Source organism: Microbacterium xanthum (genome assembly GCF_034531355.1).
Lineage (GTDB): Bacteria > Actinomycetota > Actinomycetes > Actinomycetales > Microbacteriaceae > Microbacterium > Microbacterium xanthum.
Genome location: NZ_JAWHUE010000001.1, coordinates 612,857 through 634,270 on the forward strand (window position 1 = coordinate 612,857; position 21,414 = coordinate 634,270).

Here is a 21,414-nt window from a genome sequence, read left to right on the forward strand (position 1 = left end):
AGCCGGCCGTCGCCATCGTGTCGACCCCCCGCGACACGATGGCGGCGGTCTTCCCTCAGACTGGATGAGGGCCGTCCCCGCACCCGACGAGAGGAGGCCGCATGACCGACAGGCTGCAGCTGCTTCCCACCACGGCCGAGCTGGTGCGCCTTCGCGCGGTGTCGGCCGGCCTCGACCGGCCCGATGTCATCGTCCGCGGCGGACGGGTGCTCTCCCCCGGCACCGAAGAGTGGCTCGAACGCGACGTGCTCATCGCCGGGCGACACATCGCGACCTTGACACCGTGGGGCCACGTCGCCGAGGCCGCCGAGGAGATCGATGCACGGGGCGCGTGGGTGGCGCCCGGCTTCATCGACGCGCATCTCCACATCGAGTACACAAACCTCACGCCCGGCCAGCTCGCCCGCGTGAGCGTGCCCCGGGGCACGACCACCGTGCTCACCGACCCCAACGCGGCCGCGAACGTGTGGGGGCCTGCGGGCATGGACTACCTGCTCACGACACGCGCACCGTTCCACATCTTCCAGCAGGTCTCCCCCACCACGCCCGCCTCGACCACGCTCGAGCGCGGCGGGGTGGTGATCCCCGAAGAGACGGTGCTCGCGCGCCTTCACGACGACGTCACCGCGACGCTCGGCGAAGGGAACCCGTTCGACCTCGGCGACGTCTCGACGGCACGGTTCCGTCAGGCGCTGGTGGCAGGGCGCCGCATCACCGGGCACACCGCCGCGCAGACGCACGAGTCGCTCTGGAGCTATCTCGCCGCGGGAGTGGGTGACGACCACAACTCCGCGACGATCGACGAGGTGCTCGAGCGCACCCGCCTCGGCGCCATGATCACCGTCATGGGGTCCTCCCTCGCCGACAACACCGTGCCCCTGTTCGCCGATCTGGAGGCGATCGCCCCGGCGTTGCGCCACATGTGCTTCTGCGCCGACGACAAGCACGCGCTGGATCTGAGCGAGCAGGGCCACATCGACCATCACGTGCGTCAGGCGATCCGGTTCGGTGTCGATCCGGTGCTGGCCTACCGCATGGCGACGGCTCAGCCGGCGCACTATTACCGTCTCGACCAGATTCTCGGGCTCCTCGCTCCTTCGCGGCTGGCCGACCTGCAGGTCATCCCCGACCTCGCCGAGGTGCGACCGTCCACCGTGATGGTCGAGGGATCGGTGGTCGCCCGCGACGGCCGAGCTGCCTTCGACGTCGACGATGCCGTTCCCGGGTGGACCCGCGACACGATCCACCTGCCCGACTCGCTCGCTCCCGACCTGCTGCACGTGAGGTCGGACCGACCGCGCGCACGCGTGCGGGCGATGGAGATGTACGACGGCTACTTCAAGCGGGCGTTCGAGGCGGACCTGGCCGTCTCCGACGGCGCCGTGCAGTGCGACATCGAGACGGATGTCCTCAAGATCGCCGTCATCGACCGGCACCACGCCGAACCCCTGGCCGGCGTCGGGTTCGTCCGCGGGTTCGGGCTGCGACGCGGCGCCGTCGCGATCTCGATGAACTGTCCGAACATGAACATCGCCGTCGTCGGCGCCGATGACGCGTCGATGCTGCGTGCGGTGGAGGAGATCCGCACGATGGGCGGTGGTTTCGTCACCGTCGACGGTGACGAGGTCCTGGCCCGCGTGGCGCTTCCCGTGGGCGGGATGATGAGCGATGCGCCGTTCGAACAGACCGCCGCGGCCCTCGATCATGCGCACGCCGTGACCGCCGCGCTCGGCTGCCCTCTCGGCTCGCCCTACATGATCCTGTCGTTCGTCGGACTCTACGTCGTACCCGATCTCGGTGTGACCGAACGCGGCCTCATCGACACCCGCTCCCAACAGGTCGTCGATGTGCTGCTTCCCGGCCCCATCGACGCGTGCGGTCACGCCGACGCCGACCGTCATCTCTGACCAGGAAGGACTCCGATGCTCACCCGCCCCTCCCCCGTGGCCATCCCCGCCGACGAGCAGCACTGGATCGACACCGTGACGACGCTCGCGACACGCTTCGCCGAGACGGCGGCCGACGATGACATCGCCGCCCGGTTGCCGATCGAACACCTTCGCGCGCTCAGCGACAGCGGTCTGGATGCAGCGTTCCTGCCCCGCGAACACGGCGGCGAGGCGCTCTCCTACGCGACCCTCGGGCAGGTCGTGCGCATCCTCGCCCGCTCGCACCCCGCGGTGGCGACCGTGTGGCTGATGCACATCGGCGCCGCGCACGCGCTCGTGACCACCGCACCACCGGAGGCCGCGGCCCACTTCGCCGCCGAGCTGCGTGCCGGCAGGCGTTTCTCCAACGCCCTCAGCGAGCCTGCCGGCGGCAACCACTTCCTGGCCTCGCAGCAGGATGCGACCCCCACCGCCGACGGGTGGAGCCTGACCGGACGGAAGCTCTTCGTGTCGGGTTCGGAGGCGGCCGACCACCTGTTCCTGAACGCCCGCGTCGACGGCGCGCCCGGGTTCTTCGGCGTGAGCGTCGACGACACCGTCTCCTTCCCTCCGATCGACGAGACCATGGGCATGCGCGCGACCCGGAGCCGGACGATCGTCTTCGAGGGGACGGCGCTGACCGCCGCGCGCCGATGCGGTCCGCCCCCGGCCACCTACGCCAACCTCATCACGGTCGGGTTCGCCTTCATCTCCCTCGGAATCGCCGAGGCCGCACTGGATGCCCTCGCCACGACCGCGCACCGCGCGAAGGGCGGCACCGTCCTCGCCGACCAGCAGTGGGTCAAGCAGGAGACGGCGATGGTGTGGGCGCAGGTCACCGCCGCGATGCTCATGGCCGAGCGCACCGCCTGGCTCGCCGATGCGGAAGATCCCCAGGCGATGCCGGCGGCGACCGAGACGAAGATGCTCGCCAACGAGGTCGCCAAGGCCGCCGCGGCGCTGGCGCTGCGCGTCGGCGGTGGGGGCGCCTTCCTGGTGCGCTCGCCGATCCAGCGCATCGTGCGGGACGCCCAAGCCGGCGCGCTGATGGCGTACTCGGTGCCCTTCAGCCAGGAGCTCGTCGGCGCCGCCGTGCTCGACGCGATGGGGTGACCTCCCCGTCCCGGTACGGCCTGACCGTCCGATGTCGCAGGGGCCGCGTAGCCTGTCGGTGATGGCCAGCAAGCGCACGACCCAGACAGCCCCGTACCGCTGCACCGAGTGCGGATGGACGACCATCAAGTGGGTCGGACGCTGTGGCGAGTGCCAGCAGTGGGGAACCGTCGTCGAGGCGGCCGAGCAGACCGGCATCGTCCGTTCGATCGCCGCGGTCACCCCCTCTGCAGCCCGTGCCGCGCGACCCATCACCGATGTCGACACCCGCGACACCCCGCGCCGCACGTCGGGAGTCGCGGAGTTCGACCGCGTGCTCGGCGGAGGTGTCGTCCCCGGCGCCGCGATCCTGCTCTCCGGTGAGCCCGGGGTGGGCAAGTCCACGCTGCTGCTCGAGGTCGCCGCCCAGTCTGCGCGGGCAGGCGGTCGTGTGCTGTACGCCAGCGGGGAGGAATCCACCGCCCAGGTGCGGCTGCGGGCCGAGCGAACCGGCGCGTTGCACGAGGACCTCTACCTCGCGAGCGAGACGGACCTCGCGACGATCCTCGGCCACATCGACGACGTCCGACCGGACCTGCTCATCGTCGATTCGGTGCAGACGGTCGCCTCGGCCCTGAGCGACGGCATGGCCGGGCACCCCTCGCAGGTCCGCGAGGTCGCATCGACCCTCATCCGCGTCGCCAAAGAGCGGAACCTTCCCGTCATCATCGTCGGGCACGTGACCAAGGACGGCTCGATCGCCGGTCCCCGCGTGCTCGAGCACCTCGTCGACGTGGTCTGTCACTTCGAAGGGGACCGTCAGACGTCCCTGCGGTTCGTACGCGCCCTGAAGAACCGCTTCGGCCCGACCGATGAGGTCGGGTGTTTCGACATGACCGGCGACGGCATCGCCGAAGTCCCCGACCCGAGCGCCCTGTTCCTCGGGCACGGCGACCCGGTCCCGGGGACCTGCGTCACGATCGCGTTGGAGGGCCGCCGCGCTCTCCCCGTCGAAGTGCAGGCCCTCACCATCGAGACGTCGGCGCCGAATCCACGTCGCGTCGTCAACGGCGTCGATGGCGCCCGCGTGGCGATGATCCTCGCCGTCCTCGAGAAGCGCGCACGACTCCCGCTGTCGCAACACGACGTGTACGTCTCCACCGTGGGAGGAGTGCGCCTCGTCGAGCCCGCCGCCGACCTGGCCATCGCGGTCGCGATCGCGAACTCGCTCCGCGATCGCGCTCTGGCCCGCGGCACCGCCGCGATCGGCGAGCTCACCCTGGCGGGAGAGATCCGCCCCGTCACGCAGGCCGGTCAACGGCGCACCGAAGCGGCGCGCCTGGGCTACAGCGCCGTCGTCGACGCCGAGCAGCGCACCGTGGCCACCGCGCTGCGGGCGATGGAACGCTTCGCCGCACCCGCCGCGGCGGAGCCGCGCCCGGACTTCTGAACGCGTGCGGCGAGGTGATCAGGCCTCAAGCGCCGCGAGGAGATCGGCGGGAGTCGCCTGCAGGGGATGCGGTCCAGCGATGTCGAGGAATACCGTCGTGATCTCGGCCTGGTGTGCGGCGAGAAACGCGCGAAGCCACTGCGGGGACTGCAGGGCGACTCCGGCCGGCAGGCTCTCCGGCTTGTGGGCCGCGTCGCTGAACAGCAAGAGGGCGACGTCACCGGTCTTGGCGTCGCGGTAGGTCCAGACCTCACCGACATCGAGCGGGTTGTCCCGGTCTCCGACGGTCATCAGCGGCACCACCGTCGGCCCATGGCGCAAAGCGAACGCGACCGCCGCCATGTCCTGGGTCTGCAGCGCATCCGACAGCTGCGTGTTGCGGAAATCGACGGAGGGGGACTTCTTCGAGCGCTTCTTGCGTGACGCCATCGCCCCAGCCTAATCGGCACGTGATCCGGAGATCAGAGGGGGGACGTGGGGACGAGGCGAACTGGGGGATCGACTCGGCCCCACGTCACGCTCACGGCCGAGGCCGGAGCAAGCTTCGTGGGCCGCTGGGTGATCCACTGGGAAGGATCAGCTGCTGGGGACAGTTCCAGGCGTACACCGAAGCGGGTCCAGTCTAACCCGAGTACAAAACGGTATCTGTCCCCTTTTCGGGGGACAGGGCGATATATCAGTCCGCGTGGCCGATCGATCAGAAGAGCAGGAAGTACGCCGGCTCGCTGGACGAGACGCCGCCGATCTCCACGTCGAGATAATACGACGCACCGCCGCCAGGCGCACCGGGACGCCCGGCATCCGAGCAGGTGTCCACCGAGGAGCGCGTCCGATCCCACTCGACGGGATTCGCGCTCTCGACCGTCTGTCCCGCCTCGAGGAGCACGAGCATGTCGCTGGGCTCGCTCTGGCAGTCGGTCGAGCGCCACCACACGTCCGACCCGCTCGTGATCGTGAAGGTCTGCGCCGCGGTGCCGACGTTGAGCGTGCAGTCCGCGCCATCGTTGGTCAGACGGATCGACAGCAGGGGGTTCTCGCCCGCCGCGTACTCTCCCTTGTCGGTGACGGCCTCGACCGTGAGATCGCGCGCGACGCAGGGCGTCGCGGTCGGCGTCTCCGTCCCCTCGGGTTCAGCAGACGCCTCCGGCGCAGCACTCGCACTCGCGCTCGCACTCGGCGTGGGGCTCGGTGTCGCACTGCCGGCCGCGGCCGTCGGGTGCGGGGTGTCGTCGGAGGCCCACGCCTGCCAGGGCTGCGCGATGAACAGCCACACCGCACCCGCGACGACGATCAGGAACACCAGCAGCACGACCAGCCGCCGACGGCGGTAGACCGCCGGAGAGTGTCGCCGCCTGCGCGGGGTGTCGCCGCTCATGGGTTCCAGCGTACGCACGCGTCCTTCGCGCACCCTGTGGGCGCGCCGCTCATCACGCGCGGAGGTTCTTGAGCATCCGAGTGTTGCCCAGGGTGTTCGGCTTGACGTGGGCGAGGTCGAGGAACTCGGCGACTCCCTCGTCGGGACTCCGGATGAGCTGCGAGTAGACATCGGGGTCCACGACCTGCTCGCCGATCGTCTCGAACCCGCGACGCGAGAAGAACTCCACCTCGAACGTCAAGCAGAACAGACGCGTGAGGCCGAGCTCGCGTGCCTGCTCTTCGAGTGCTTCGACGATGGCCGTCCCGACGCCCTTGTGCAACCAGGCGTCCGAGACGATCAGCGTGCGCACCTCGCCGAGCTCCTCCCACATCACGTGCAGCGCCCCGCATCCGATCAGCTCGCCGTTCGCATCCTCGGCGACGACGAACTGCTGCACCGCTTCGTAGAGCACCACGAGGTCTTTCCCGAGCAGGATGCGCTGCTGGACGTAAGGCTCGAGCATGGCCTGGATGGGCCGCACATCGCGGGTTCGGGCGGGGCGCACGACGAAATCGGCCATCACACCACCATACGCGGCGCCTCGCCGCCCACACAGAAGAGCGGATGCCCGCCGCGCTCCCGGAATCCGGGGCGTCGGCGGGCATCCGCCCGTCAGGTGAACCGACTCAGCTCGAAGCGGCGATGTCGGGAGTGGCCGTGATCTCACCGGCGGTGCCGACGCCCACCGAGACCTTTTCCCCGCGGGGACCGTGCTCGAAGAGGAAGACGCCGTTCTCGGCATCGACCTTCACGTGATCGCCGGGGTTGAGCTCGCCGTGCAGGATCTTCTCGCTGAGGCGATCCTCGATCTCGTGCTGCATCGCGCGACGCAGCGGTCGCGCACCCAGCGCCGGGTCGAAGCCGACCTCGATCAGACGCTCCTTCGCCGGACGCGACAGCTCGATCGTCATGTCACGGTCGAGCAGCCGCTCGCTGAGACGCTTGGTGAACAGGTCGACGATCTGGATCAGCTCGTCGCGGTTCAGCTGCGGGAACACGATGATGTCGTCGACACGGTTCAGGAACTCGGGCTTGAAGTGGCGCTTCAGCTCCTCGTTGACCTTGCCCTTCATCCGGTCGTACGTCGTCGAGGTGTCACCTTCGACCTGGAACCCGACCGGGCCACCGGCGATCGCCTGCGAACCGAGGTTGGTGGTCATGATGATGACCGTGTTCTTGAAGTCGACGATGCGTCCCTGGCCGTCGGTGAGGCGCCCCTCTTCGAGGATCTGCAGCAGCGAGTTGAAGATGTCCGGGTGCGCCTTCTCGATCTCGTCGAAGAGCACGACCGAGAACGGCTTGCGGCGCACCTTTTCGGTGAGCTGGCCGCCCTCTTCGAAGCCGACGAACCCGGGAGGGGCCCCGAACAGGCGCGAGACGGTGTGCTTCTCACCGAACTCCGACATGTCCAGGGAGATCAGCGCACCCTCGTCGTCGAAGAGGAACTCGGCCAGAGCCTTGGCGAGCTCGGTCTTTCCGACGCCGGTCGGACCGGCGAAGATGAACGACCCCGACGGGCGCTTGGGGTCCTTCAGGCCCGCACGCTGACGGCGGATCGTCTTGGACAGCGCAGCGATGGCCTCTTCCTGGCCGATGACGCGCTGGTGCAGCGCCTTCTCCATGAAGACCAGCCGGCTGGACTCCTCTTCGGTGAGCTTGAACACCGGGATGCCGGTGGCCTGAGCGAGTACTTCGGCGATCAGACCCTCGTCGACCACCGCGTGCGACGCGACGTCACCCGAGCGCCACTGCTTCTCGAGGCGAAGCCGCTCGGCGAGCAGGGACTTCTCCTCGTCGCGCAGCGCCGCGGCCTTCTCGAAGTCCTGCTCCTCGCTCGCCGCTTCCTTGTCCTCCCGGACCTTGGCGATCTTCTCGTCGAACTCCCGGAGCTCCGGCGGGCTCGACAGGATCGACAGGCGCAGGCGCGCGCCGGCCTCGTCGATCAGATCGATGGCCTTGTCGGGCAGGAACCGGTCGGCGATGTAGCGGTCGGCGAGGTTCGCCGCCGCGACGATGGCACCGTCGGTGATCTGCACCTTGTGGTGAGCCTCGTACCGGTCGCGCAGCCCCTTGAGGATGTTGATCGCGTGCGGCAGCGCCGGCTCGTTGACCTGGATGGGCTGGAAGCGACGCTCCAGCGCCGCATCCTTCTCGAAATGCTTGCGGTACTCGTCGAGCGTCGTGGCGCCGATCGTCTGCAGCTCGCCTCGAGCCAGCAGCGGCTTGAGGATGCTGGCCGCGTCGATCGCGCCCTCCGCGGCTCCGGCACCCACGAGGGTGTGGATCTCGTCGATGAAGACGATGATGTCGCCGCGCGTGCGGATCTCCTTCGTGACCTTCTTCAGGCGCTCCTCGAAGTCTCCGCGGTAGCGCGAGCCGGCGATGAGCGAACCGAGGTCGAGCGAGTAGACCTGCTTGTCCTTGAGCGTCTCGGGCACCTCGCCCTTGACGATCGCCTGGGCCAGTCCCTCGACGACGGCGGTCTTGCCCACGCCGGGCTCGCCGATGAGGACGGGGTTGTTCTTGGAGCGGCGCGAGAGGATCTGCATGACCCGCTCGATCTCCTTCTCGCGTCCGATCACCGGGTCGAGCTTGTTGTCTCGCGCGGCCTGGGTCAGGTTGCGACCGAACTGGTCGAGCACCTGCGAGCCGCCCTGGGCCCCCGACTGCGCCTGCTCGCCACCGCCGGCGGCGACGCCGGCCGGCTCCTTGCCCTGGTATCCCGAGAGCAGCTGGATGACCTGCTGGCGGACCTTGTTCAGGTCGGCTCCGAGCTTGACGAGCACCTGGGCGGCGACACCCTCTCCCTCACGGATGAGGCCGAGGAGGATGTGCTCGGTGCCGATGTAGTTGTGGCCGAGCTGCAGTGCTTCACGCAGGCTGAGCTCGAGGACCTTCTTGGCACGCGGCGTGAAGGGGATGTGGCCGGTGGGCTGCTGCTGCCCCTGGCCGATGATGTCCTGCACCTGCTCGCGCACGGCGTCGAGCGAGATGCCGAGGGATTCCAGCGCCTTCGCGGCGACGCCTTCCCCCTCGTGGATCAGCCCGAGCAGGATGTGCTCGGTGCCGATGTAGTTGTGGTTGAGCATCTTCGCCTCTTCTTGGGCGAGCACAACCACGCGGCGGGCACGGTCGGTGAATCTCTCGAACATCGTTCACTCCCTCGGCGCTTGGGGTGCAGGTCGCACTGCTGCGCGATACATCGAGGTTAGCCAGCGGCGGCATCGGTCGGGCCGCTGTTCGCCAGGGGCATATCGCGACGCGCCCGTGATTCACCTGTCATCGGATGTCGCCATCGGCGCCGGCAGCGACATCGAGAGGCCACCGACCCGGGAGAAGCGGCAAGGAGCGGCAGGCGAAGCACCGCGCAGCGGGCGTCGACTGTGGGCGTCAGCGATGACCAGCGATGGGAATGCGCAACGCGTCGAACTCGTCACCGGCGAGGACGGCTTCGACCCGCTCGTCCTCGTCGTCGCCGAGCCCGTCCACCGCCACCACCGATACCCGGGGCCCGAAGTCGGCCGTGCACACCTGGTCTGCGGGGAGGGGGTCGACGGTCACCGTCACTTCGGTGGGGGTGGATGCGACGGCACTCGAGATCAGGGGCGGGCAGGTCGAGGAGCCCCAGGTGAGCAGAAGGAAGACGGCGTCGTCGGCCCAGCCCGCGCTCGGCGCCCCCTCGGCGAGCCCGCCACCCTTCCCCGCGAGGTCGGGGTCGCCCGCGATCTCAGCCTGGCCGGAGAAAGACCCGGTCACGACGACATCGAGGTCCTCGCTCGGGTCCACACCCTCGGGCAGCGGAACATAGCTGCCCCGCGCGACCAGGTCGCGCGTGCAGGCGACACCGTCCGGGTCGGTCAGCTCCACGGTGAGGACACCGTCGACGACGTCGGCCGCACTCACCGTGGGAAGGCACGAGGAGCTGCCGAAGGTGAGGATGCCGACCGCGCTGCCGTCATCGAGCCACGCGGCGTGGACCTCGGAGTCGCCCCCGCCCGGCGTCTCCGTCGACGGCAGCGGCACGGGTGTGACGGTCGGCGTCGCATTCATCGCGCATCCGGAGATCAGGAGGGACGAGGCGGCCAGCGCGAGCGCGGCCGAGAGGAGGCGAGGACGAGGCATGACGTCATCATGCTCTCTCCGACTGAACGCCCGCGACACGTCCGATCACGGCGACGTAACGAATCACGCCTCGGGAACGTCGTCGGTCACTGCAGAGCGGACGTGAGCCGCGCGAGATTGTCGAGCACGGTGGAGCGCAAGGGTTGCTTCTCCCACTCGTCCAGCGTGAGCTCGCGACTGAGTGATCGATACTCGGCTTCGACTTCGCGCATCTCGGTGATGAACTCCTCACCGCGCACCAGCATCGAGATCTCCATGTTCAATCCGAACGACCGCATGTCCATGTTGCTCGAGCCGATCACCGCGACCTCGTCGTCGACGGTCATCGACTTCGAATGGAGGATGAACGGTTTGCGGTACATCCAGATCTTCACGCCCGCCTTCAACAGCACTTCGTAGTAGCTGCGCTGCGCGTGGTAGACCATCGCCTGGTCACCCTCTTCGGAGACGAACAGCTGCACCTCGACGCCACGGTGGCACGCGCTCGTGATCGCCAACAGCATCGCCTCGTCGGGCACGAAGTAGGGGCTGACGATGATCAGCTTGTGTTGAGCGGCGTACATGAGCGCGGCGAACAGACGCAGGTTGTTCTCGAAGCGGAAGCCCGGCCCCGACGGGATGATCTGGCAATCGAGGTCGCCTGGGCCCGCTTTCAGTTCGTCGAGATCGGTCTCGGCGTAGAGCACCTCTTGCGTCTCGGCGTACCAGTCCGAGAGGAACACGGCGTTGATCGAGGCGACCACCGGCCCTTCCAGGCGCACCATGAGGTCGACCCAGTGCAGGCCGCGGCGGATGTTCTTCTTGAGGTTGTAGGTCGAGTCGGTGACGTTCTGCGACCCCATGAACGCCACGAGACCGTCCACGACGAGGAGCTTGCGGTGGTTGCGCAGGTCGGGTCGCTGGTACTTGCCCTTCAGTGGCTGCACCGGCAGCATGAGCTTCCAGTCCGCCCCCATCTCGTCGAGGCGCTTCAGGGTGCGCTTGTAGAAGGGCTTGCCGCGGTTGGCCCAGTGATCCAGCAGCACGCGGACGGTGATGCCCCGCGCGCAGGCCTCTTCGAGGGCTCGGAAGAGGTTGTCGGTCGCATCATCGGCCTGGAGGATGTAGAACTCGACGTGCACGTAGCGCTCGGCGGTGCGCACCGCCTCGGCCATCGTGTCGAGGCTCTCCTGGTAGTCGGAGATGAGGTGCGCCTCGTTGTCGCCCGACAGGGGCATCGCGCCCAGGTTGCGGTTGAGCGTGACCAGCGAGGTGAACCACTCGGGGGCGTTCGGGCGGAGGCTGCCGAAGTCGAGCGCCTCGCTGGACTCGCGGATGTAGGCGTTGATGTCGTCCTGCAGCTTGCGGCGCTTACGCGGCAACCGCGGGTTGCCGATGATGAGGAACAGCAGCACGCCGACGAACGGGATGAAGTAGATCGCCAGCAGCCACGCCAGCGCGGAGGTGGGACGGCGGTTGCGCGGGATCACGATGATGGCGGTGATGCGGATCGCGAGATCGATGACGAAGAGCGTCACCACCCACCAGCTGGGCGGGTCGAACGTGAACGTGACGACATCTTCGGCCACTGCGGCGTCCCCCTGACTGGCCCACCGGGCGTGCGGGCGCTCGACCCAGGCTATCGGGACGTGCGGTCAGTTTCCGGATGCGGGGGCATCTGCTGCGGGGGGCAGGCCTCGTCGGGCGCGCTCCTTGGCCTCCAGCCGGGCATAGGCGCGTCGTTCGTTGCGGTCGGCGCGGATCATGCTGCGGATCACCCAGAAGAACAGGAAGCTGACCACGAGGGTGGGCAGGATCGCCCACGCGGCGGCGAGCCAGAAGTCTTCCATCAGGCCAGGATACGCGTCCGGTCGCCGCGTTCGCTGGGAACGCGCACTCCTCCGCGACACCCCTGTGGACAAACCGCGGCGTCCACCGCATGCTCCGCCGACCGCCCGGGGCGGGCGAACGGACGCGAACCTCGTCCCATGACCTCGATCGTGAAGGCCGCCGACGCGGCAGAGTTCCTCGCCCTCGTGCCCCGCCTGGCCGGCTTCCGGCCGAGCGAGAGCATCGTCCTGGTGCCCTTCATCGGCACGCGAACCGCCGGCGTCATGCGCATCGACCTTCCCGTCGGCGCGGATGCGGAGGAGACCGACCGGTGTGCCGCGACCTTCCTCGGGATGGTCTGCCGCCTGCCCGACGCGGACGGATTCGCCGCGGTGGTCTACACCGACGCCCCCTACGACGGCAGTATGCCCCATCGCGCACTCCTGGAGGCGCTGTCGACGCGAGCGGACGCTGCGGGATTGCGGATGATGGATGCGCTGTGCGTCGCGACGGACGGGTGGGGCTCGCTCTTCGACCCGCAGTGCCCCGACACCGGCTGGGACCTCGAGCGCATCGAGGCGGGCGCGGCGTCGATGTCGCACATCCCCGCTCCATCCGGCGATCAGAACGCCGGCGCGAGCCTTCCGACCGTCGACCTCGCGACGAAGGAGCGGGTGGCGCGCGCGCTGGGACAGCTCGACAGGGCGATCCGCACCGTCTTCGGCGAGTCCCCCGACTCGTCGGCGGAACGGATCGATCCCCAGGCCGTGGCGGCCATCGCGGCCCTGGACGACGTGCCCGGTCTGTTCGAGGAGGTCGTGGCGGCCGAGGCGGACACCGAGTCGGCGTTCGACCTCGCGCTGCTGGCATGGTGCCTGTCACGACCGGCCCTGCGCGACGTCGCCCTCGTGCAGTGGTGCGGCACGGTGCACGACGGCGACGAAGCGCTGGACGCCCAGGCGCGGTGGGAGAACGGCGAGGCGTACCCTCCGGAGATCGCGGAGCGGATGTGGGGTGAGGGTGCCTCCCCCGACGCCGAGCGATTGCTCCGTGCGTTGGCGGCGTCGCGCCGCGCGGCCGCAGCGGCGCCTCGGGAACATCGCGCGGGCCCGTTGGCGGCCTGCGCCTGGTTGTCGTGGGCGCTCGGCCGCTCCACGCACGCCGGCATGTTCGCCGAAATGGCATTCGCGGTCGAACCCGATCACGGGTTGGCCGGCATCGTGCTGTCCATGGCCGGCGCGGGCCACCTACCGGCGTGGGCGTTCCGGACGCCGCGATCCCACCGCGGACGGGGCGGCGACGATCGAGGAGAGCGCGAGGGGCAGGATGCGGCTACTTGACGAGCGGGAAGAGGATCGTCTCGCGGATACCGAGGCCGGTGATCGCCATGAGGAGTCGGTCGATCCCCATCCCCATCCCCCCCGAGGGGGGCATGCCGTGCTCGAGGGCGCGGAGGAACTCGTCGTCGATCCGCATCGCCTCGACGTCGCCCTTCGCCGCCAGCTTCGCCTGCTCGGTGAACCGCTCCCGCTGGATGACGGGGTCGATGAGCTCCGAGTACCCGGTCGCCAGTTCGAAGCCGCGTACGTACAGGTCCCATTTCTCGACCACGCCCGGGATCGTGCGGTGCTCGCGCACCAACGGGCTGGTGTCGAGGGGGAAGTCCATGACGAAGGTCGGACGCTCCAGGCTTCCCTTGACGAAGTGCTCCCAGAGCTCCTCGACCAGCTTCCCCGGGATGGCGTGCGCCGGGACCTCGACCTCGAAGCGCTCGGCGATCTCGACCAGCTGCGCCAACGGGGTCTGCGGGTCGATGAGCGGCGCGTCACCGTCGGTCCATGCCGCGGCGAGCGCCTCGTTGAGCGAGTCGTACATCGAGATGCGGTCCCACTGGCCGCCGAGGTCGTACACGGTGCCGTCGGCCCACGTGACCTCGGTCGAACCGGCGACCGCGACCGCAGCGTCCTGGATCAGGGTCTGCGTCAGATCGGCGATCCCGTTGTAGTCGCTGTAGGCCTCGTAGGCTTCGAGCATCGCGAACTCGGGACTGTGCGTGGAGTCTGCACCCTCGTTGCGGAAGTTGCGGTTGATCTCGTACACGCGATCGATTCCACCGACCACGGCCCGCTTGAGGAAGAGCTCCGGCGCGATGCGCAGGTACAGTTCCGCGTCGAACGCATTGGAGTGGGTCACGAACGGGCGCGCGGAGGCGCCGCCGTGCTGCACCTGCAGCATCGGGGTCTCGACTTCGACGAAGCCGCGCTCGGTGAAGGTGCGCCGAAGGCTCTGGTTCACCTTCGCGCGCGCCAAGACCGTCTCGCGTGCCTGATCGCGCACGATGAGGTCGAGGAAGCGGCTGCGCACACGACTCTCCTCGCTGAGGTCGCTGTGGAGGTTCGGCAGCGGAAGCACGGCCTTCGAGGCGATGCGCCACTCCGTGACCATGATCGACAGCTCGCCGCGACGCGAGGAGATCACCTCGCCCGAGACGAACACGTGATCACCGAGGTCGACGAGCTCTTTCCACGCCGCGAGCGAGGCGTCGCCGACATTCGCGAGCGAGACCATTGCCTGGATGCGGCTGCCGTCACCGGACTGCAGCGAGGCGAAGCAGAGCTTGCCCGTGTTGCGGCTGAACACGACCCGGCCGGCGACCGCCGCGATCACGCCGGTCTCGGCACCCGCCTCGAGGTCGCCGTATCGCTCCCGCAGCGCCGGGATGGTGTCGGTGACGGGAACACTCACCGGGTAGGCACCGCCGGCGGCGTCCTCGCGCTCGGCGATCAGGCGCTCCCGCTTGGCCAGGCGAACCGCCCGCTGCTCGAAGGTGTCGTCGGCGGTCGCTTCGGCCGCGTTGTCGGGCGCGGCGGACGTGTCGGTCATATCGGGGGGCTCCTCGCGAAAGTCGCGGCCCAGTCTAGCCGCGGCGCGCGGACCCGCCGGAGCCGCTCAGCCGATGTAGATCTCGGTGTTGTCGATGAATCGGTGACCGCCGACGATCGCGGCGATCAGCGCGAGGGCAGGGCCCGCGTGTCCCTCGTCGACGGGAAGGAACGTCGCCGGGTCGACCACGTTGAGGTAATCCAGACGGATACGCGGCTCTCCCATGAGCGCCCCCTGGGCGGCGGCGATGCACGCGTCGACCCCGCGGTCGGCGTTCGCGGCGGCGGCCTCGAGCGCGACCGGCAGCTTCGCGGCCGCCGCGAGATCGGCATCGTCAAGAAGAGCCACGCGCGAGGACACCGGCAGCCCGCCGCCGTCGCGGGCGATGTCGACGGTGACCACATCGATGTCGAAGAAGAAGTCTCGGATCATGCGCTCCACCAGGAAGACGCGCTGGCGGTCGCGCAGACCATAGACGGCCACATCCGGACGCACGAGGGAGAACAGCTTGGCTTCGACGGTCAGCAACCCGTCGAAGTAGGCGGGGCGCGAGCGACCCTCGTACCGCAGGCCGAGGTCACCCGCGGAGATCTTGGTCGTCGACGACAGGTCGGCGAACATCTCCCCGGCCTGGGGCGCGAAGGCGACGTCGACCTCGAGGTCGGCGAGCATCGCGAGGTCGGCCTCGGGGGTGCGTGGATACGCCTGTGCGTCCGCGGCGGTCCGGAACCGGAGCGGGTTCAGGAACATCGAAACGACCACGAGGTCAGCGGCATCACGCGCGGCTCGGATGAGGTCGCGGTGGCCGTCGTGCAGCGCGCCGATGGTGGAGATGAGGGCGACCGTCGAGTCGGGGGCGTCCGCTCGCAGTTCTGCGAGTCGGGCGCGCAGGCCCGCGGTGGTGCTGATCATCCGACGATCGTATCGAGCCGGGCGGCCCTCAGCCGACCGCGGAACAGCTCACAGCGCGCTGTGGTCGGTGAGCGCCTGGTCGACGGTCGTGTGCACGAGCCCCGAGAGGTACCGCCCCGGATCCGGCACCCCCGCGTCGGCCAGGAGAGCTGCGGACTGCGCGACGATCGACCGGGAGAACGTCGTCGCGGTCGCGATCGCCTCGGCGTACGCGGACCGCGCGGACTCGGCGACCACGATGGGCTCGCAGCCGAGCTCGACCGCGAGCGCCTGCGCGATGGGCAGCACGGCGGCCGGCGCCGTGACGGCGGCGTACGACTGGGCGAGCAGCCGGAGGTCCATCGAGGTGCCGGTGAACGTCATGGCCGGGTGGATCGCCAAGGGGATCACGCCCTGGGCCATCGCGGGCGCGAGCACGCCCGTGCCGAACGCGGGATCCAGGTGCAGGGCGAGCTGCCCCGCCTGCCAGTCGCCGGTCTCGGCCAGGCCCGACACCAGCCCCGGGAGCTCTTCGTGCGGGACCGCCAGCACCACCAGTTCGCTGCGGCGCACGACGTCGGGGGTGTCGAGGAACGGGACCCCGGGAAGCACCGTCTCGACGCGTTCGTCGTCGGAACCACGGGTGATCCCCACGAGCGCGTGGCCCACTCCGGCCAGGGCGGCGCCGATCACCGGCCCGACACGCCCTGCGCCGATGACGCCGACGCCGAGGCGCCCCTCGCGCGTCATCGGTCGCCCTCCGAGTCGGGGTCCGACGTCCCGGACGCTTCCGGTGCGGGGGCGGGCACCGGAACCGGGTCGCCGGATCCGCCGTCCCACCGGTGCGTCTGGTCGGCTGCGGCAGCACGGACGGCACCGGCCGCAACGGACTCGAACAGCTCCAGGGCGGCGTCGCGATCGATGATGCCGAGCGCCCCCGAGACCCGCCCGGCGATCGTGTGCGCACGGACGTTCGCGACGCTCAGCCGCCGGTCGACCGGCCCCTGGGTGACATCGACGCTCTGCAGACGGGCGAGCGGAAACACACCGAGCGTGCGCCAGACCACCCCGCGGCGGAGGAACAGGGTGTCGGCGCTGAGGAGGAACCCGTTGCGCTTCCACGACAGCAGACGGAACAGACGTGCACGACGCGGAGTGGTCACGTACGGATCGGCGTCGCGCGGCCCCAGCACGCCGTCTTCGAAGATCGCGCGCCACTGGTCCGGGCTCAGGTGCGGCAGCACGAGCCCCAGGACCCGCGCCACGTCGTCGCGGTCGCCGACGGGCAGCACGGTGGCGAACTGGTCCGTCCCGGTGTCGGTCGCGCTCTTCCCCGAGAGGCGATTCACGCTGACCGACCACCATCCCAGCGGCCGCCAGAAGATCGACTGGGACACCTCCACCGCGTGCACCCGACCCGGCGGCACGATCTCGGTGACGGTGGTGAACAGGCCGAACGTGATCCGCACACCGCTGCGCGTCGGAGCGATCGAGTACCGCAGCGACCTGGTGATGGTCCGGATCGTGTAGGCCCCGAAGCCGAGCACGACGGGGAAGATGCCGAACAGCACCCAGGGGGTGCCGTAGATCGCACCGACGACGATCGCGATGATGCCCACGAGCAGTGCGATCGTCGATCCACTCAGCAGCTGCGAAGCGATCAGCCGGCCGGGCGGGATCTGCACGACCGACTCCGGTTCCTCGGCCGGATCCTCCGCACCGTGGACGAGTCCGTCCAGACCTGACGAGACGGTGGATGCCGCGGTCGCCGCCAGGTCGCTCGCGGCCCGCCGCCCCGTCGCCCTGTCGTGCTCGGCGCGGGCCGCCGCCTCCGCGAGCTGACGCCCCGAGGCGAGGCGGAGGATGTCGGAGCGCACCGCCTCGGCGTTGGGAGTGGAGAGGTACTCGAGCTTGACGTTCGCGTCGAGTCCGGCGCCGACCACCTCGAGTTTGGCCATGCCGACGAGCCGGGCGATCATCGGCCGCGTGAGGTTGACCCCCTGCACCCGGTCGAGCGGGGCGCGGCGATGGGTTCGGAACAGCACGCCGGAGCGCACCTCGACGTCGTCGCCGGTGATTCGGAACGCGTGGAAGCGCCACATCAGGTAGAAGAAGCCGATGACCACCAGCAGCACACCGAGCACGACCAGCAGCGCCACGAGGAGGAGGTTGTGGCCCAGCACGTAGTCGACGGGATCCTCCGTCGTGTCGTAGCCGCCCGGGATCACCCCGTCGAAGAAGAAGCCGAGGACCCGGTCGCGCAGGTTCGCGATGATGATGCCCGAGACGATGACGAGCACGAGTCCACCGCGGAAGAGCGGAGTCAGCGGATGCATCCGGTGCCACTCGCCGTCGCTCAGCGGGGACCGCGCGGCGTCGGCCGGGGGCGTCGGGCCGCCCGGCACGGAAGGCACCGAAGGCGCGGGAGGCAGGTCGGTCACAGCCCGGTCCGGCGGGTCTCGGCGACGTCGATCAGGGTGTCCCGGAGCACCTCGGCCGCGGACTGGCGCAGCCCCGGGATGACCACACCGGTCGAGGCCGCCGCGGTGACGAGCTTCAGCTGGGCGATGCCGAACCCGCGGTCCAGCGGGCCGTGGGTGATGTCGACGAGCTGCATGCGCCCATAGGGCACCGCGACCACACGCTGCCACAGGATGCCCTTGCGGAAGACGAGGTCGTCGCGTCGGAGCTGATAGCCGACCGCGCGTGCCTGGCGCGGGGTGATGATGAGCGTGATGGCGCTGATCACCAGGGCGACGCCGGCGGGGATCCAGATCCACCACTGCCCGAGCACGAGGCTCATCACCAGCGCCGCCGCCAGCACGAGAACGAAGAAGAAGCCGCCGGAGATCAGCTGCACCCATACGTACGGGGGCGCGAGCTGATGCCAGGTGCCATCTCCGAGGGGGAGGCGCGCCTCGCCCTTCGGCTCGCGGATGGCCGCGAAGGTGCCTTCGTCCAGCGCCGCGGGTGGCGGGGGCGGTGTGACGCTCTCCACCGCGGGTGAGGTGGCGGTGTCCTCAGGCGCCGCCGCCGGTACCGACTCCGGCGTCGGGCCCTCCGGGGTGTTCGTCATCGTCGTCCTTCCGGATCGTGCACATGTGCTCGGCGACCAGGCCCGCCGCGACGAGCGCGACGCCGCCGCCGACGGTCGCCAGCACGACCCCCAACGAGCCTACCGACGGGACGACGGGACGGGTCAGGAGGAACAGCGCGAGTCCGAGCGCGAACCCGGCCGTCAGCGCGCCGACGATCGACGACGCCTTGGCCAGCATCGCGATGCGCAGCGCCTGGAACGGGTTCGGCGAAGCACCGGTCCCGCGGGTCGCGCGACGGACGGGCACCGCGAAGGCCACGACGGCGCCGCCCAGCAGCACGAGCAGGATGGGGAGCATCGCGGCGGGTGTGAACGTCGGCCGCCCCGACGAGGTCAGCAGTTGGTCGACGAGAAAGCCCACGCCGACGCCGAGCCCGGCGACCACGAGCAGGATCCCGGTTCCGGTGCGCGTCATGACGGCCCCCGCAGGTCGGCGAGGAGGTCGGCCACCCGTCCGTACCCGACCAGATCGGCATCGGGGTCGATCTGGAGCCACGGTGCCAGAACGAAATCGCGCTCGGCGGCGCGCGGGTGCGGCAGCGTCAGTGCGGGGTCGTCGGAGGTCATGTCGCCGTACGCGATCAGGTCGAGGTCGAGCGTGCGGTCCCCCCACCGTTCGCGTCGTTCCCGACCGTGCCGCGCCTCGATGGCGTGCAGGTACGACAGCAGGATCGCGGGAGCCAGACGCGTGGTGAGCACGGCGACCGAGTTGAGATACGCGGGTTTGCCCTCATCCGGGCCGGACGGGGTGACCGCCACCGACTCGATCGCCTCGGCCGCTCGCACCTCGTCGACCAGCGGAAGGCGGGCCAGGTCGTGCACCGCATCCCGGAGGGTCTCGGCACGGTCGCCGAGGTTCGCCCCGATCGCGACGACAGCCTGCACCGCGGGCCGCGCGTCCCGGGGCGGCGGGTCACCGATCCCGTGCGCCAGGCGCCGGCTCATCGTGTGGCCCGGGCGCGCGTCACACGCACCGAGACGTCGGAGAAAGGCACCCGGATCGGCGCATTCGGCTTGTGCACCGTGACGGTCACGCGCCGCAGGCGCGGGTAGCGCGCGAGCAGATCCCGCGCGATGCGCGCCGCGACCGTCTCGATGAGGTCGACCGGGTCATGGGCCACCAGCCCTGCCACGTGCTCGGCGACCTCACCGTAGTGCACCGTCTTGTCGACGTCGTCCGCGCCCGCCGCCTCGCGGACGTCCAGATGCATGGTGACGTCGATGACGAACTCCTGGCCATCGCGGCGCTCATGCGAGAGCACGCCGTGATGACCGAACACGCGCAGACCGGTGAGGGTCAGTTCGTCCGTGGCGGTCGGGTCGCCGGAGGCATCCATCCGTTCACTCTCCTCGGTAGGTGGCGATGCGCAGGGCATCGCGGGTCGAAGCGACGTCGTGCACGCGCACCGCCCACGCACCCGCGTGGGCGGCCAGCACGCTGGTGACGGCGGTCGCGAGGTCGCGACGCGCCTCGTCGACCTCGCCGGCGCCGGAGAGGGCCTCCGCGAGGAACCGCTTGCGGCTGGTCCCGACCAGAAGGCGCGGCCCGAGAGTCGCCACGCGGGCCAACCCGCGCAGAAGTTCCCAGTTCTGCGCCCCGCGCTTTCCGAATCCGAAGCCGGGATCCACGATGATGCGCGCCGGGGGTATTCCCGCAGCCTCCGCGGCGCGAACGCGGGCGGAGAGCTCCCCGACCACGTCGCGCACGACGTCCCCGTAGGAGGCACGTGCGTACATGTCATCGGAGTGCCCGCGCCAGTGCCCGAGCGCGATGTCGGCGCGCGTGTCGGCGACCGCGGCGAGCATCTCGGGATCGGCGAGTCCACCCGAGACGTCGTTGACGAGGACCGCTCCCGCCTCGACGGCGGCCACGGCGGTGGCGGCGTTCATGGTGTCGACGCTCACCGCGAGGCCCGCACCGGCCAGGGCGCCCACGACCGGCAGCACCCGACGCTGTTCCTCGGCCGGATCGACGCGCTGCGATCCCGGTCGCGTGGATTCCCCGCCCACATCAAGCAGGTCGGCCCCGGCGGCGCGCAGGGCGAACCCGTGCGCCACTGCCGCGTCCGCGTCGAGGTATCGCCCGCCGTCGCTGAAGGAGTCGGGCGTGACGTTGACGATGCCCATGATCGCCGTCATCGGGGCCCTCCCAGGAGGGAGAAGAGCTCGGCGCGCTGCGCGGGATCGACGAACGCCCCTCGCGCGGCGACGGTGACCGTCGAGGCGTCGGGCTGGCGTCCGCCGCGCATCGTGACGCACTCGTGCTCGGCATCGAGGACGACGAGGACACCGCGCGCATCGAGCCCCTCGTCGAGGGTGTCGGCGATCTGTTCGCCGAGTCGCTCCTGCACCTGCGGGCGCGCCGCGAGCACGTCGACGACCCGTGGCAGGGCGCCGAGGCCGACGACCTGCTCGCCGGGCAGATAGGCGATATGGGCGTGCCCGCGGAAGGGCAGCAGGTGATGCTCGCACATCGAGCGGAAGCGGATGTCGCGCAGCATCACCGCTCCCGACGGCAACGTCTCGGGAGCGGGACCCCGCGAGACGCTGATCGTCCGCGAGAGCGACGCGGACGGGTCCGCGCCGACGCCGGCGAAGAAATCGACGTAGGCATCGGCGACGCGGTCCGGAGTGAGCTTCAGCCCCGGGCGCTCGGGATCCTCGCCGATCGCCTCGAGCAGCTCTCGCACGAGCGCGGCGACACGGTCACGGTCGACGGCCACGT

21 protein-coding genes are annotated in these 21,414 nt (G+C 69.9%); 4 read left to right on the top strand and 17 right to left on the bottom strand.

Annotated elements, in window-relative coordinates:
- The first annotated feature begins 101 nt into the window (after window positions 1-101).
- From RZO50_RS02905 to radA, 3 genes are all read left to right on the top strand, one after another.
- Window positions 102-1,907 (top strand): adenine deaminase C-terminal domain-containing protein, encoded by a 1,806-nt coding sequence (locus RZO50_RS02905; protein WP_322598195.1) that lies wholly within the window; start codon window positions 102-104, stop codon window positions 1,905-1,907.
- A 15-nt stretch (window positions 1,908-1,922) separates the two neighbouring features.
- On the top strand, window positions 1,923-3,041 hold the full coding sequence (locus RZO50_RS02910) for an acyl-CoA dehydrogenase family protein (protein WP_322598196.1): 1,119 nt from the start codon (window positions 1,923-1,925) through the stop codon (window positions 3,039-3,041).
- 61 nt (window positions 3,042-3,102) lie between these two features.
- On the top strand, window positions 3,103-4,470 hold the full coding sequence (gene radA / locus RZO50_RS02915; protein ID WP_322598197.1) for a DNA repair protein RadA: 1,368 nt from the start codon (window positions 3,103-3,105) through the stop codon (window positions 4,468-4,470).
- 18 nt (window positions 4,471-4,488) lie between these two features.
- Here radA and RZO50_RS02920 read toward each other — a convergent pair whose 3' ends face one another.
- The 7 genes from RZO50_RS02920 to RZO50_RS02950 all read right to left on the bottom strand — a co-directional run bounded on the left by RZO50_RS02920 (window position 4,489) and on the right by RZO50_RS02950 (window position 11,838).
- Entirely contained in the window at window positions 4,489-4,899 is a 411-nt protein-coding gene (locus RZO50_RS02920) for a dehydrogenase (RefSeq protein WP_322598198.1), read from the bottom strand.
- A gap of 268 nt (window positions 4,900-5,167) precedes the next feature.
- Entirely contained in the window at window positions 5,168-5,845 is a 678-nt protein-coding gene (locus RZO50_RS02925; RefSeq protein WP_322598199.1) for a hypothetical protein, read from the bottom strand.
- A gap of 52 nt (window positions 5,846-5,897) precedes the next feature.
- The gene (locus RZO50_RS02930) at window positions 5,898-6,407 is read right to left on the bottom strand and encodes an amino-acid N-acetyltransferase (protein ID WP_322598200.1); all 510 of its coding nucleotides are present in this window, start codon (window positions 6,405-6,407) and stop codon (window positions 5,898-5,900) included.
- A 106-nt stretch (window positions 6,408-6,513) separates the two neighbouring features.
- A complete protein-coding gene (locus tag RZO50_RS02935; RefSeq protein WP_322598201.1) occupies window positions 6,514-9,039 on the bottom strand; it encodes an ATP-dependent Clp protease ATP-binding subunit in 2,526 nt (841 codons plus the stop codon).
- Window positions 9,040-9,277: 238 nt separating this feature from the next.
- Complete coding sequence (locus RZO50_RS02940; protein WP_322598202.1) at window positions 9,278-10,009, bottom strand: hypothetical protein; 732 nt, start codon at window positions 10,007-10,009, stop codon at window positions 9,278-9,280.
- An 86-nt stretch (window positions 10,010-10,095) separates the two neighbouring features.
- Entirely contained in the window at window positions 10,096-11,529 is a 1,434-nt protein-coding gene (cls, locus tag RZO50_RS02945; RefSeq protein ID WP_322598732.1) for a cardiolipin synthase, read from the bottom strand.
- A gap of 114 nt (window positions 11,530-11,643) precedes the next feature.
- The gene (locus tag RZO50_RS02950) at window positions 11,644-11,838 is read right to left on the bottom strand and encodes a hypothetical protein (RefSeq protein WP_322598203.1); all 195 of its coding nucleotides are present in this window, start codon (window positions 11,836-11,838) and stop codon (window positions 11,644-11,646) included.
- A gap of 138 nt (window positions 11,839-11,976) precedes the next feature.
- On the opposite strand from RZO50_RS02950, the gene RZO50_RS02955 reads away from it, so the two are divergent.
- A complete protein-coding gene (locus RZO50_RS02955; RefSeq protein ID WP_322598204.1) occupies window positions 11,977-13,158 on the top strand; it encodes a DUF4192 family protein in 1,182 nt (393 codons plus the stop codon).
- On the opposite strand, the gene lysS is transcribed toward RZO50_RS02955, so the two are convergent.
- From lysS to folE, 10 genes are all read right to left on the bottom strand, one after another.
- Complete coding sequence (gene lysS / locus RZO50_RS02960; RefSeq protein WP_322598205.1) at window positions 13,151-14,701, bottom strand: lysine--tRNA ligase; 1,551 nt, start codon at window positions 14,699-14,701, stop codon at window positions 13,151-13,153. The genes RZO50_RS02955 and lysS overlap by 8 nt on opposite strands.
- 66 nt (window positions 14,702-14,767) lie before the next feature.
- Window positions 14,768-15,613 (bottom strand): 4-phosphopantoate--beta-alanine ligase, encoded by an 846-nt coding sequence (locus RZO50_RS02965; RefSeq protein WP_322598206.1) that lies wholly within the window; start codon window positions 15,611-15,613, stop codon window positions 14,768-14,770.
- Window positions 15,614-15,661: 48 nt separating this feature from the next.
- Window positions 15,662-16,342 carry a DUF2520 domain-containing protein gene (locus RZO50_RS02970; RefSeq protein WP_322598207.1) on the bottom strand — a complete coding sequence of 227 codons (681 nt, stop codon included), beginning with the start codon at window positions 16,340-16,342 and terminating at the stop codon, window positions 15,662-15,664.
- Entirely contained in the window at window positions 16,339-18,006 is a 1,668-nt protein-coding gene (locus RZO50_RS02975; protein WP_322598208.1) for a PH domain-containing protein, read from the bottom strand. The genes RZO50_RS02970 and RZO50_RS02975 overlap by 4 nt, the downstream gene beginning before the upstream one ends.
- Window positions 18,007-18,029: 23 nt before the next feature.
- Window positions 18,030-18,668: a PH domain-containing protein gene (locus tag RZO50_RS02980; protein WP_322598209.1), complete on the bottom strand. Its 639-nt coding sequence runs from the start codon at window positions 18,666-18,668 to the stop codon at window positions 18,030-18,032.
- On the bottom strand, window positions 18,613-19,104 hold the full coding sequence (locus RZO50_RS02985; protein ID WP_322598210.1) for a DUF3180 domain-containing protein: 492 nt from the start codon (window positions 19,102-19,104) through the stop codon (window positions 18,613-18,615). Before RZO50_RS02985 ends, RZO50_RS02980 begins: the two co-directional genes overlap by 56 nt.
- Window positions 19,101-19,634, bottom strand: a complete 534-nt coding sequence (folK, locus tag RZO50_RS02990) for a 2-amino-4-hydroxy-6-hydroxymethyldihydropteridine diphosphokinase (protein WP_322598211.1) — start codon at window positions 19,632-19,634, stop codon at window positions 19,101-19,103. Before folK ends, RZO50_RS02985 begins: the two co-directional genes overlap by 4 nt.
- Entirely contained in the window at window positions 19,631-20,026 is a 396-nt protein-coding gene (gene folB / locus RZO50_RS02995) for a dihydroneopterin aldolase (protein ID WP_322598212.1), read from the bottom strand. Before folB ends, folK begins: the two co-directional genes overlap by 4 nt.
- A gap of 4 nt (window positions 20,027-20,030) precedes the next feature.
- Complete coding sequence (gene folP, locus RZO50_RS03000; protein ID WP_322598213.1) at window positions 20,031-20,828, bottom strand: dihydropteroate synthase; 798 nt, start codon at window positions 20,826-20,828, stop codon at window positions 20,031-20,033.
- On the bottom strand, window positions 20,825-21,412 hold the full coding sequence (gene folE / locus RZO50_RS03005; RefSeq protein ID WP_322598214.1) for a GTP cyclohydrolase I: 588 nt from the start codon (window positions 21,410-21,412) through the stop codon (window positions 20,825-20,827). The genes folP and folE overlap by 4 nt, the downstream gene beginning before the upstream one ends.
- Between the last annotated feature and the right edge of the window lie 2 nt (window positions 21,413-21,414).